The 12,353-nt window shown below is 66.6% G+C and carries 11 protein-coding genes and 2 tRNA genes; 6 read left to right on the top strand and 7 right to left on the bottom strand.

Annotated elements, in window-relative coordinates; genetic code table 11:
* Positions 1-51 precede the first annotated feature (51 nt).
* The 5 genes from pheT (at position 52) to N792_RS11385 (ending at position 4,721) form a co-directional block, all read left to right on the top strand.
* Complete coding sequence (gene pheT / locus N792_RS11405; RefSeq protein WP_036195314.1) at positions 52-2,454, top strand: phenylalanine--tRNA ligase subunit beta; 2,403 nt, start codon at positions 52-54, stop codon at positions 2,452-2,454.
* Positions 2,455-2,551: 97 nt separating this feature from the next.
* A complete protein-coding gene (locus N792_RS11400; protein ID WP_036195311.1) occupies positions 2,552-2,854 on the top strand; it encodes an integration host factor subunit alpha in 303 nt (100 codons plus the stop codon).
* Positions 2,847-3,203: a MerR family transcriptional regulator gene (locus N792_RS11395; protein WP_036195306.1), complete on the top strand. Its 357-nt coding sequence runs from the start codon at positions 2,847-2,849 to the stop codon at positions 3,201-3,203. The genes N792_RS11400 and N792_RS11395 overlap by 8 nt, the downstream gene beginning before the upstream one ends.
* A gap of 99 nt (positions 3,204-3,302) precedes the next feature.
* A tRNA-Pro gene (locus N792_RS11390) sits at positions 3,303-3,379 on the top strand.
* A 199-nt stretch (positions 3,380-3,578) separates the two neighbouring features.
* Entirely contained in the window at positions 3,579-4,721 is a 1,143-nt protein-coding gene (locus N792_RS11385) for a TraB/GumN family protein (protein WP_156969400.1), read from the top strand.
* 111 nt (positions 4,722-4,832) lie between these two features.
* Here the strand turns inward: N792_RS11385 and dxs are convergent, their stop codons facing one another.
* The 6 genes from dxs to N792_RS11355 all read right to left on the bottom strand — a co-directional run bounded on the left by dxs (position 4,833) and on the right by N792_RS11355 (position 11,425).
* Positions 4,833-6,752, bottom strand: coding sequence for a 1-deoxy-D-xylulose-5-phosphate synthase (dxs, locus tag N792_RS11380; RefSeq protein ID WP_036195521.1), 1,920 nt, complete (start codon positions 6,750-6,752; stop codon positions 4,833-4,835).
* A 79-nt stretch (positions 6,753-6,831) separates the two neighbouring features.
* Positions 6,832-7,932 carry a hypothetical protein gene (locus N792_RS11375; protein ID WP_036195303.1) on the bottom strand — a complete coding sequence of 367 codons (1,101 nt, stop codon included), beginning with the start codon at positions 7,930-7,932 and terminating at the stop codon, positions 6,832-6,834.
* A 135-nt stretch (positions 7,933-8,067) separates the two neighbouring features.
* The gene (locus N792_RS11370; protein WP_036195301.1) at positions 8,068-8,763 is read right to left on the bottom strand and encodes an HNH endonuclease; all 696 of its coding nucleotides are present in this window, start codon (positions 8,761-8,763) and stop codon (positions 8,068-8,070) included.
* A gap of 75 nt (positions 8,764-8,838) precedes the next feature.
* Complete coding sequence (locus N792_RS11365) at positions 8,839-10,629, bottom strand: acyl-CoA dehydrogenase C-terminal domain-containing protein (protein WP_036195297.1); 1,791 nt, start codon at positions 10,627-10,629, stop codon at positions 8,839-8,841.
* A gap of 76 nt (positions 10,630-10,705) precedes the next feature.
* Positions 10,706-11,188 (bottom strand): LEA/WHy family protein, encoded by a 483-nt coding sequence (locus N792_RS11360; RefSeq protein ID WP_224743856.1) that lies wholly within the window; start codon positions 11,186-11,188, stop codon positions 10,706-10,708.
* Between the two features lie 161 nt (positions 11,189-11,349).
* A tRNA-Phe gene (locus N792_RS11355) sits at positions 11,350-11,425 on the bottom strand.
* A gap of 189 nt (positions 11,426-11,614) precedes the next feature.
* Between N792_RS11355 and N792_RS11350 the strand changes: the two genes are divergently transcribed.
* The gene (locus N792_RS11350) at positions 11,615-12,070 is read left to right on the top strand and encodes a DUF6491 family protein (protein ID WP_224743855.1); all 456 of its coding nucleotides are present in this window, start codon (positions 11,615-11,617) and stop codon (positions 12,068-12,070) included.
* Here the strand turns inward: N792_RS11350 and N792_RS11345 are convergent.
* The gene (locus N792_RS11345; protein ID WP_036195294.1) at positions 12,046-12,321 is read right to left on the bottom strand and encodes an oxidative damage protection protein; all 276 of its coding nucleotides are present in this window, start codon (positions 12,319-12,321) and stop codon (positions 12,046-12,048) included. The two genes, N792_RS11350 and N792_RS11345, sit on opposite strands and share 25 nt — an antisense overlap.
* Between the last annotated feature and the right edge of the window lie 32 nt (positions 12,322-12,353).

Genomic DNA, 12,353 nt, shown 5'->3' with positions numbered 1-12,353 from the left:
TGAAGCCGCTCCTATGAAAGCCGCTGCGGCGGAAGTATTGGAATACCACGCATGAAATTCTCCGAAAACTGGCTGCGCCAGCATGTCCCGACCACCGCAAGTCACGACGAGCTCGTCGCGACGCTGACCGCGATCGGTCTGGAGGTCGAGGAAGTCACCAGACTGGGTGATTCGCTGGATGGGGTGGTGGTAGCGCAGATACTGAGCGCCGCGAAGCACCCGGAAGCCGACCGCCTGCAGGTCTGCCAGGTCGATGCCGGCAATGGCGAGATCGTGCAGATCGTCTGCGGCGCGCCCAATGCGCGTGCCGGCCTCAAGGCGCCGCTGGCGAAGGTCGGGGCGGTGTTGCCGGGCGGGATGCAGATCAAGCCGGCCAAGCTGCGCGGGGTCGAGTCGTTCGGCATGTTGTGCTCGGCCAAGGAGCTGGCGACCGACAGCGATGCGTCCGGATTGCTGGAGTTGCCTGCCGATGCCGTCGTGGGTTTGCCGATGGCCGAGCTGTTGGGCCTGCCGGACGCGAGCATCGAGATCAAGCTGACGCCGAACCGCGCGGACTGCTTCGGCGTGCGCGGGATCGCGTTCGACGTGGCCGCCGCGTCCGGTGGCGAGGTCGCCGCATTCGATATCGCTCCGGTGCCCGCTGCCAGCGAAGCAAGGCTTGCGATCGAGCTCAATGCCGGGGCCGATGCGCCGCGCTACTGCGGGCGGGTGATCGAAGGCATCGATACCACCGTGGCGACGCCGCTGTGGATGGCCGAGCGCCTGCGTCGCAGCGGCGTGCGGCCGGTGTCGCTGCTGGTCGATATCACCCAGTACGTGATGCTCGAACTGGGCCAGCCGATGCATGCCTTCGACCGCGACCTGCTGGCCGGGCCGGTCGGCGTGCGCCGCGCACGTGCCGGCGAGACGCTGAAACTGCTCGACGGCCGCGAGGTCAAGCTCGACGGGCAGTTCCTCGCCGTCACCGACGCCGACCGGCCGGTCGCGTTGGCTGGCGTCATGGGCGGCTTCGACAGCCGGGTCACCGACGCCAGCCGCAACGTGTTCCTGGAGTCCGCCCATTTCGCGCCCGACGCGATCATCGGCCGCAGCCGCAAAATCGGATTGCATACCGACGCGGCCCACCGCTTCGAACGCGGCGTGGATCCCGAGTTGCCGCGTGTCGCGATCGAGTACGCTACCCGGCTGATCCTCGATGCCTGTGGCGGCGTGCCCGGCCCGGTTGTGGAAGCCGCGCTTCCCGAACATCTGCCGCAGCCGCAACCGATCGTGCTGCGCCGCGCCCGGCTGGCCCGCGTACTGGGGCTGGACGTCGCCGATGCGAAGGTCGAGCGGATCCTGCGTGCGCTGGGGCTGGCGGTCGAGGCCCACGTCGACGGCTGGCAGGTCACTGCACCGGGCCGCCGGTTCGACATCGCGATCGAGGAAGACCTGATCGAGGAGATCGCCCGGATCCACGGTTACGACACGATCCCCACCACCTTGCCGACCGGCGCATCGCGGCTGGTTGCGCCCAGCGAGGAGCGCGTGGACGAAGGCAGCGTCCGTCGCCAGCTGGCGGCGCGCGATTATCTGGAAGCGATCAACTACGCGTTCGTCGATGCCGGCCTGCTTGAGGCCTGGGGCGCGACCGAGGGTGCGGTGAAACTGGCCAACCCGCTGAGCGCCGAACTCGGCATCATGCGCACCCGGCTGCTGCCGGGGCTGGTGGTCGCGCTGGGGCGCAACGCTGCGCGCCAGCAGTCGCGGGTGCGATTGTTCGAGCTGGGCAATGTGTTCACTGCGGTGGCCGAGGCCGCGCCGCTGCACACCCTGCGGGTCGCGGCGGTCGCGTGTGGCGATGCCGTGGCCGAGCAATGGGGCGTGGCAGAGCGCGAAGTCGGATTCCATGACATCAAGGGCGATCTGGAAAGTCTGGCCGCGTTGTCTGGAGCCGCCTTGGAGTACCGCCCTTCGCAATCGGGAGGCGTGGCGGCATGGGCGCATCCGGGTCGCTGCGCCGAGGTGTTGCGTATCGATACCGAGGGTGTCGCGGTGCATCTGGGCTGGATCGGTCAATTGCATCCGCGCCTGCTGCAGGCGCTGGAGATCGATACCGATGTGGTTGCGTTCGAGCTGGATCTGGCGCCGCTGCTGGTGCGGCCGTTGCCGAACGCGGCATCCCAGTCGAAGTACCCGTCGGTGCGTCGTGATCTCGCCTTCGTTCTGCCTGAAACCGTCGCCTGGCGGGATGTCGCCGCGAGCGTCCGTGCCGCTGCCGGGCCGGTGTTGCGCGACCTGGTGCTGTTCGACCGTTACCAGGGAAAAGGCGTTGAATCAGGATGCAAGAGTCTTGCTATGGGCTTGATTTTGCAGGAAGAATCGCGCACGCTGACAGACTCCGACGTGGACACAGTCGTGGCCGCCGTCACCGCGAAATTGCAACACGATCACACGGCTGTGATACGCGGCTGAGGGATGCAACGACTCGATAGGGCAGATCGTCCAGCCGTATCGGCGCCACGGCCTCGGGGCGAATTCTGGCGTAATCAGCAGTGGATGGAAGCGGGCGATGGCATTGACCAAAGCGGAAATGACCGAACGATTGTTTGACGAAGTGGGCCTGAACAAGCGTGAGGCCAAGGAGTTCGTCGACGCGTTTTTCGACTCGCTGCGCCAGGCGCTGCAGGGCGGTCGCCAGGTCAAGCTGTCGGGCTTCGGCAATTTCGACCTGCGGCGCAAGAACCAGCGCCCGGGCCGCAACCCGAAGACCGGCGAGGAAATTCCGATCTCGGCACGCACTGTCGTGACCTTCCGGCCGGGCCAGAAACTGAAGGAGCGTGTCGAGGCTTACGCCGGAGGCGCGAATGCTTGATCCGGGCAGCAACCGCGAGCTTCCGCCGATCCCGGCCAAGCGCTACTTCACCATTGGCGAGGTCAGCGAGCTGTGCGACGTCAAGCCGCACGTGCTGCGCTACTGGGAGACCGAATTCCCGTCGCTGAAGCCGGTCAAGCGCCGCGGCAACCGGCGCTATTACCAGCGCCATGAAGTGCTGATGATCCGCCAGATCCGCGGCCTGCTGTACGAGCAGGGCTACACCATCGGCGGCGCGCGCTTGCGGCTGGAAGGTGACGATGCCAAGGACGAGTCGGCGCTGAGTTCGCAGATCATCCGCCAGGTGCGCATGGAGCTGGAGGAAGTGCTGCAGTTGCTGCGTCGCTGAAGCGGACAACATTTCCCCGTTTTCCAATGGTTCCACTCACGCGAATCGCCGGTAATCGGCTATACTCAGCGCCCGCCACACGGCGGACTGCAAGACTTTCGGGGCGTAGCGCAGCCTGGTAGCGCACTTGTCTGGGGGACAAGTGGTCGTCGGTTCAAATCCGGCCGTCCCGACCAATTCGAGCAACATCATCAGAGGCTTGCGGATAATTCCGCGAGCCTCTTTTTTGTGCCGCCCTTCCACCCGGCCGGTCGGTGCGAACCCTTCCCAGGCGGTGGGACGATATCGCGACTCTCCCATGTCGCTGCTCATGCAGGCAGACGTTTGTGGGCTGGTTTGGTGTTCTACTTGGCGGTCATCGAAAAGGAGTTCCGTATGCGCGCAATGATCTTTTTCCTGGGGTTGTTTCTGGCAGTTGCACCGGTTTGGGCGAGCGGTCCGTCGTCCGTTTCCGGTAATCCGGTGGGCGCGCCGGACGGTCAGCTCGTGCCGCCGGACGAGTCGCAACTGGTCATTGAAGGTGGCGACATCATCGACGCCGCGCCGGTACTGGTGTCCGGCCGGCACTCGGGGCCGGGCCTGTGGAAGGTCAGTCATGGCGACAACGTGTTGTGGATCCTGGGCACGGTGTCGCCGGTGCCGCGCAAGCTGGATTGGTACTCCCCGCAGGCCGAGCAGGTGCTGGCGCAGGCGAGCGAGATCATCGGGCCACCCGGCATCGTCGTCTCGATGGGGGCGGGGAGCATGTTCAAGGCCGTTTTCTCGCTGCCGACCCTGCTCAAGGCGCGCAACAACCCCGATGGCGCGACTCTGCGGGACGTGCTGCCGGCGGATCTCTACAGCCGTTGGGAGCGCCTGAAGCCGCTGTACCTGGGGCGCGACAAGGGCGTGGAAAAGATGCGGCCGTTTTTTGCCGCTGGCGAGCTTTACGACGCGGCGCTGAAGCAGGCCGGGCTGCAATACGGCAGCGGAGTCGGCACGCGCTTGTCGCAGCTGGCCAAGCAGCACCGGATCAAGCGCACCCCGACGTCCGTGCGCGCCGAGATCAAGAATCCCCGCTCGGCCGCGAAGGCCTTCGTCAAGGCGGAGATGGACGATATCGCCTGTTTCCGCAGCATGCTCGATCATCTCGATGCGGACGTCCTGCATGCCGCGGAGCGGGCCAATGCCTGGGCCGTGGGTGACCTGCCGGCGCTTTCACGTCTGTTGAAGGCGCGCGAACCGCTGGTTTGCCTTCGTGCATTCACCGGCACCGAGATGGCGAAGTCGCTGGGGCTCGATGACGGCGAGGCGGTCAGCCGGAAGCAATGGTTCGATGCGGTGGATGCGGCGCTCAAGACCAACGCGGTGAGCTTCGCGACGATGCCGGTCGCCGACCTGCTGGGCGGGGATCTGCCGGCGGTATTGCGGGAAAAAGGCTACGCGGTGGAGGAGCCCGGCCGGCTCGATGCGGGCGGTGAGGTCGAGGTCGACGCGGCAGCTGGTTCCGGTATCGACCACGATCGCGGCCAACCGTGACTGGGCGCGCCCGCGATTGAATGCCGCGCCTGGCCAGGCCGCATCCTGCCGTTGGGCATGGTCGCCGATGTCCGCGGAGACGCCCACGCCGGCCTGGTCTGACGCGTGCGCTCAGACCGCCGCGCTGCGCGTCGGCGATGCGCCCAGTTGCGGCCAGCGTCGCAGCACCGCGGCGCGGATGCCGTCGGCGTCCAGGCCGGCTTCGGCCAGCAGCTCCTCGCGGCTGGCGTGGTGCTGGAAGGCATCGGGCAGGCCGAGATGCAGCATCGGCATCGTGAGGCCTTCGGCCGCCAGCAGCTCCGCCACGCCGCTGCCCGCGCCACCGGCGACAACGTTGTCTTCCAGCGTCACGAAGCCCTCGTGGGTTTTTGTCAGTTCCAGCAGCAGCGTGCGGTCCAGCGGTTTGACGAAACGCATGTTGACCACAGTCAGGTCCAGTGCCTCGCCGACCTGTTCGGCCGCCGGGACCAGCGCGCCAAAGGCGAGCAGTGCGACGTTCGCTCCGTGGCGGCGCAACTGCGCCTTGCCGATCGGCAGCAGGTCCAGGCTGCCCTGCACCTCGACCCCGGGACCGGTGCCGCGCGGATAACGCACCGCCGCCGGGCCCTGGAAGCGGAAGCCGGTGGACAGCATCTGCCGGCATTCATTCTCGTCCGCCGGAGCCATCACGACCATGTTCGGTACGCAGCGCAGGTAGCTCAGGTCGAGGTTGCCCGCGTGGGTCGCACCATCGGGACCGACCACGCCGCCGCGGTCGATCGCGAACAGCACGTCCAGCTCCTGCACCGCGACGTCGTGCACCAGCTGGTCGTAGCCGCGCTGCAGGAAGGTTGAATAGATCGCGACCACCGGCTTGGCGCCTTCGCAGGCCATGCCGGCGGCGAGGGTCACCGCGTGCTGCTCGGCGATGGCGACGTCGAAGTAGCGCTGCGGGTATTGCTTGCTGAAGCGCACCAGGCCGGAGCCTTCGCGCATCGCCGGGGTGATCCCCATCAGCTGTTCGTCGGCGGCGGCCATGTCGCAGATCCAGTCGCCGAACACGTCGGTGTAGGTCGGCTTCTTTGCGCCGGTCTTGCTGACCATGCCCAGGTCGGGGTTGAACGGGCCGACCGCGTGGTAGCCGATCTGGTCGCCTTCCGCGCGCTCGTAGCCCTTGCCCTTGGTGGTGATGATGTGCAGCAGCTGCGGGCCCTTCATGCCCTGCAGGGTCTTCAGCGTGCCGACCAGCGCATCCATGTCGTGGCCGTCGATCGGGCCGGTGTAGTGGAAGCCGAGCTCCTCGAACATTGTCGAGGGCACGAACATCCCCTTCCATTGTTCTTCCCAGCGCTTGACGAACTTCGCCGCCGGCCGGTGCTTGTCGCCCAGCAGCTTCTTGCCGCCTTCGCGCAGGGCGTTGAGGGTGCGGCTGCCGGTCAGCCGGCCGAGCATGCGGGTCACGCCGCCGACGTTCTCGGAGATCGACATCTGGTTGTCGTTGAGGATCACCAGCAGGTTGGGCTCGATGCCGCCGGGCTGCTCGCCCATGCCGCCGCCGTGCGCCAGCGCTTCGAAGGCCATGCCGGCCGTGATGGCGCCATCGCCGATCACCGCGATGACCTTGCGTTCGTCACCGGTGCGTTGCAGTGCGATGGCCATTCCGAGCGCGGCCGAAATGCTGGTCGAGCTGTGGCCGACGCCGAAGGTGTCGTACTCGGATTCGTCGCGCTTGGGGAATGGGGCGACGCCGTCCTTCTGTTTGACCGTGTGGATCCGGTCGCGACGCCCGGTGAGGATCTTGTGCGGGTAGGTCTGGTGGCCGACATCCCAGACCAGGCGATCGGTCGGGGTGTCGTACAGCCAGTGCAGCGCCACCGTCAGCTCGATCACGCCCAGGCCCGCGCCGAAATGACCGCCCGATTGCGCGACCTGTTCGATCAGGTACGCACGCAACTCCGCGGCGATGGCCGGCAGCTCCTCGGCGGGAAACTGGCGCAGGTCGGCGGGCACATCGATGCGGGAAAGGCGGGGGTAGCGTTGCGGATCGATCATCAATACGGTGTCGGACGGCGAATACGACATTGTCCCGCCCGGACCGGGGCGGGGCAAGGCGGACCGGCCCGGTTGCGGTTCAGCGACCGCGCAGGCGGCCGAACAGCCCGCCGGACTTGCGCGGCTCGGCTTCGGGTTCCGGCAGATGCTCGATATCGGCAAAGCCGGTGGCGAGGTTGGCGTTGACGAAGTCGGTGACGTCGGTGAGCGGCACGCCGCTGGCCTGGGCGATCTCGGCCAGTGTTGCCGGGCCTTTCATCATCACCGTGGCGATGCGGAAATGCTTGGGGTATTCCCGTTCGGTCTGCGGCCATTTCACCAGTTGGTAGCGCGCTTCCGGATCGAACCCGGGCAACAGCTGGCCGGGGCTGGAAAGCAGGCCGCCCAGCCATACCAGTCGCGACAACGGCTGCGCCTCGTGTTTGGCGATCTGCGCGCTCCAGTCGGCCACCGGCACGAAGTCGGCGGCACTGACCTCGCTGCAGACGTGGGTCGCCAGCGGTTTCAGGCCGGCGGGGCCGAAGTACTGGCGTTGTTCGGTATCGATCAACAGCGCGGTGCCATCGCGCTCGAACTTCACCTGCCCGGAGACCTTGCCGGCGGCAAGCCAGTCGCCCAGCGTGCGCGCTTCGGCGATGGCGGGCGGTGGCGTGTGTGGCTGCATGCTCGGCGCGGTCGGCACGATCTGGGCGGCCGCGGCGCTGGGCGGTTCGCGGCGCGCGGACACTTCTTCAGTGGGCGCCAGGGCAGCAACTTCCTCATCCACGCGTTGCGGCTGCTCTTCGGGCAACTGGTCCTGTGGCTGCGGGGCGGGCGACAGGCCAGCCGGGGTGGCGGCCTGCGGAGCGGTATCGACCGGTGCCGGAGTTGCGGCGGTGGAGGGTGCGAGCTGCTCCAGCATCTGGTGCAGGGAATGGGCGTCGAAAGGCTGCGCAAGGCGGAAGTCGGCCTGCGTGCGCGGCGCCGAGGTCAGGCCGATCACGGTCTTGCCGGCGGCATGCAGGCGCAGCCAGCTCATCGGGCCGTACATGCTGTCCATGTCGACCACGACGTGTTCGGCCTGGGTGTCGGGCAGCAATTGCCACGCGCCGCCGGTGCGCTGGTTGGCGTCGGCGAATGCGGCTTTCAAAGAGGCTTCCGTTGCCGGATCCATGCCGGTCAGGCCAAGCGTGAGAGCCATGTCGAGTCCAAGGTTTTCCAATCAGGCAGTGTTGCGGAGCCTGTCGCGGTCGTCAATGCGCGCAGATCGTCGCAATTCCGCGTTATTTGGCAATTTTCTTTCGATGCCCGTGGCTGCTGTGACCCAGGGCAATATTCAGATTGGCGTCCGGGCGTGCTTCTTCGGCAACTGGCTTTTCAGAAAGGCCATCTGGTCGGCGAGGATGTTTCGGTTGGACAGGATCAGGTGCTCGATCCAGCTGGGCCGATAGGGCACGGCGAGCAATGGCATGTTGGCCTGCTGCGGAGTGCGGTTGCCCTTGCGCGAGTTGCAATGAAAACAGGCGGCGACCACGTTTTCCCAGATGTCACGACCGCCGCGGGAAACCGGCAGCACATGGTCGCGGGTCAGTTGCGGGCGATGGAACTCCCCGCCGCAATACAGGCACAGGTGGGCGTCGCGGGCGAACAGCGCGGCGTTGGTCAGCACGGGAGTGGGATTGATCGCGCGGGCGCGGGCATGGCCCCGCGCGGCGACGATCGGGTGCAGTTCGAGCAGGCTGAGTTGGCCGCTGCGCCGGTTGATGCCGCCGTGGACGGCCAGGCAGGGATCGCCCAGCGTCCAGGCGACCGCGCCGCGGGCATACAGGCAGGCGGCCTGTTGCCAGTTCATCCAGTCGAGGACCCGGCCGTGCGCGTCGAGCGACAGCAGACGGACGGCGTTGAGGCGCTCCATTGCATGGCGCGGGTCGATCTTCGAGCAAGCCGGAGGGTGGTCCGGTTCCGGCCGGGTGATGGACCCGGCGCGGGTTCCAGGATGGACCAGGCGGAGTGTCGCTGTGTCGGTCTCCATAAGAAATCGAGCATATACCCGATTTGCACCGATTTGTCTGCCCAGGTCCAGGCAGATGCATTGGGGATGTGGGCGTCAGGTGTCGAACTGCTCCGCTTCCAGCGTCATCAGCGGGTCGCTGCCACTTTCGATCGCCGCCGCGTGGCCCAGGGTGCGCGGCAGGATACGGGCGAAGTAGAACTTCGCGGTCTCGCGTTTGCCGGCCTTGAACGAGTCCGGCTGCGCGGACGCTTCGCTGGCGGCGACGCTGCGCGCCCACCAGTAGGCGAGGGCGACGTAGCCCGAATACATCAGGTAGTCGTAGGCGGCCGCGCCGATCTCCTCGGGATTGGCCGCTGCGCGCTTGCCGATCTGCATCGTGAGTTGCTGCCACTGCGCCGCCGTCGCCCGCAGCGGCGCGATGAACCCGGCGACGGCGGTGTTGCCGGCATTGTCGGCGCAGAACTGCTCGATCATGCCCAGCATCACCTTGAAGCCCGCGCCCTGCAGCTGGAGGATCTTGCGTCCCAGCAGGTCCAGCGCCTGGATGCCGGTAGTGCCTTCGTACAAGGTGGTGATGCGCGCATCGCGGGCCAGTTGCTCCACGCCGTTCTCGGCGATGTAGCCGTGGCCGCCGTAGCACTGCACCGCGTGGTAGGTGCACTCCACGCCCCATTCGGTCAGGCAGGCCTTGACGATCGGGGTCATGAAGCCGACCAGCGCATCGGCCTGCTCGCGTTCGTTTTCATCGGGCGCGTTGTGGGAGACGTCGATCTGTAACCCGGCGTGATAACTCATCGCCCGGCCGCCCTCGATCAGTGCCTTGCAGGTCAGCAGCATGCGGCGCACGTCGGGGTGGACGATGATCGGATCGGCCGGCTTGTCGGGGAACTTCGGGCCCGACAGCGCGCGCATCTGCAGGCGGTCGCGCGAATAGGCCAGCGCATTCTGGAACGCACGGTCCGACAGGCCCAGGCCCTGCAGACCGACGGCGAGCCGGGCGGCATTCATCATGGTGAACATGCCGACCATCCCCTTGTGCGGCTGGCCGACCAGATAGCCCTGCGCGCCGTCGAAGTTCATCACGCAGGTGGCGGAGCCGTGGATGCCCATCTTGTGCTCGATGCTTCCGCAGCGCACCGCGTTGGCCTCGCCGATGGAACCGTCGCGGGCAACGCGGACCTTGGGCACCACGAACAACGAGATGCCCTTGCTGCCGGCCGGTGCTTCCGGCAACCGCGCCAGCACCAGATGGATGATGTTGTCGGTCAGATCGTGGTCGCCGGCGGTGATGAAGATCTTGGTGCCGGTGATCGCGTAACTGCCATCTTCGTTCGGTTCCGCGCGGGTCTTCAGCAGACCCAGATCGGTGCCGCAGTGCGGTTCGGTCAGGCACATCGTGCCGGTCCAGCGACCTTCGACCAACGGCTTCAGGAACACCTCGCGCTGCCAGTCCTCGCCGTGGTGCAGCAGCGCCTCGGTGGCACCGTGCGAGAGCAGCGGAAAGTTGCCCCAGGCCAGGTTGGCGGCATCGATCATTTCCTTCTGCGGGAACCCGGCCGCCTGCGGCAGGCCCTGGCCACCGAACTCGACCGACGACACCAGCCCGGTCCAGCCGCCGTCCACGTACTGCTCGTAGGCCTGCTTGAAGCCGGCCGGCGTGGTGACCTTGCCGGTCGCCTTGTCGAAAGTGCAGCCCTCGCGATCACCGACTTCGTTGAGCGGTGCGAGCACGTTCTCCGCGAACCGCGCGCTTTCCTCCAGCACGGCATCCAGCAGATCGCGGGTGGCGTCGGTGAAACCGAGCCGCTGGAACTCGGCCTCGCCATCAAGCACATCGAACAGGACGAACTGCATGTCGCGAAGGGGGACTTTGTACTGGCTCATCGAAGACCTCGGATCAGACGGAAGTTGGCAGGCGGATGGGGCGGGCGGGAGTCGCCAGGCGATTCCAGCGAATGGCTCAGCGAAGCACTCCGGGCAGGCCGGGGGTCGGACTCAGCGCGCTGCTGCGCTTGAGCTTGTATTCGCGCTGGCGCTGTTCATCGGGTGTCGCCGCGACGGTGCCCTCGAGCGTGTAGTCCAGCCCGCGCTTGCGGGCGAGCGCATCGGCGACTGCCAGCTTTGCCGCCACCGAGGGCGACAAGGTCATCGTGATCACGTCGGCGGACTCGGGGCCGATCGTCAAAGCCGGCTGTGCCGCGAGCGTGCCGGCGTCCTGGCCGTCGACCGAAAGCGCGAACTGCACCGAGTCGAACCGCATCGGAATGCTGCTGAAGTTCTCGATCCGCAATTCCGTCGACCAGTTGCCATCGGCCAGCACCGTCAACTGCTGGATCCGCGCCGTCGGCTCGGATACCCGCCGTGCCGGACCACTGGCACAGGCGGCCAGCAACAACGCGCACAGCGCCCAACTTGCCCACCGCATCCAACGCTTGCCGGTCATGCCGCCTGCTCCGTATTGGGGACAGCCGAGGATACTACGGCGCATGGTGTGGGTTGGAGCGCGGAGGCGACGGCACAACAAGCCGGCCGCCAGAAACGAAAAACCCCGCATCGGCCAGGCCGTTGCAGGGTTCGACATGCATCACTTGAATGCCACCAAAATGGTGGCCGGGGAGGGAATCGAACCCCCGACACGGGGATTTTCAATCCCCTGCTCTACCAACTGAGCTACCCGGCCATGTCACGGGCTGGCCGTGAAGGAGCGGCATGATAGCGGGGTGATGGCGTGGCTGGCAAGCCGGATGTGGGCTGAACGTCAAAGCGGCATGTACGCCGTCGCCGGATGCTGGGAGCATCATGAACCGTGGTGCTCGATGACGGGCGCCGATCCGCCATGTTTTCCACCCATGAATTTTTGGAGCCCCTCATGAAAACCTCCGGTTTGATGCTTGCCGCCGCCCTGGTGCTGGCGGGTTGTGCGACGGGTGCTTCGCTTCCGGACGATCAGCGTCTGGAGATCCACCGGGCCCATGCGGGCGAGCCGGTCAGGAGTTTCCACAACTTCGGCACTCTCTATAACTGGACACCGCTGGGCGACAGCGCCCTGACGGTCTGGACGCGGCGCAACCAGGCGTACCTGCTGGAGCTTGACGGGCATTGCCCGAACCTGGACTACGCGCGCGCCATCAGCTTCAGCGGGCAGGGCGGGACGGTGTTCGCCGGCATGGACAGCGTGGTCGTGCTGGACCGGGAGCGATTCGATATTCCGTGTCGGATCAAGCAGATCCAGCCGCTGGATACCAGGGCGGTCGAGAGCGACGAGCGTGCGGCGCGCGATGCAGGACGCCGCAGCGAGCCTCAATCCCCGGCCGGCGGGACGTAGCCGGCGACCTGCTCGGTCTTGCCTTCGAACAGGAACTTCAGCATCTGCTCCTGCAGGAACGCGCGGTGCTTTGGGTCCATCGGGGACAGCCGGTTTTCGTTGATCAGCATGGTCTGGTGCGCCAGCCACTTGGCCCAGGCCGGCTTGCCGATATGGGCGTAGACGCGTTTGCCGGCCTCGCCGGGCCAGGGGGCGAAATCCAGGCCTTCGGCCTCGTGTTTCTCGAATTCGCAGTAGACGGTGCGGGCCATGGATGCCCTCCTTGTGGACGGGTCTGTGGTGG

This window comes from Lysobacter concretionis Ko07 = DSM 16239, from assembly GCF_000768345.1.
GTDB classification, from domain to species: Bacteria; Pseudomonadota; Gammaproteobacteria; order Xanthomonadales; family Xanthomonadaceae; genus Novilysobacter; species Novilysobacter concretionis.
Note: the sequence above shows the minus strand (reverse complement) of the source record. Positions and strands in the feature narration are given on the sequence as shown.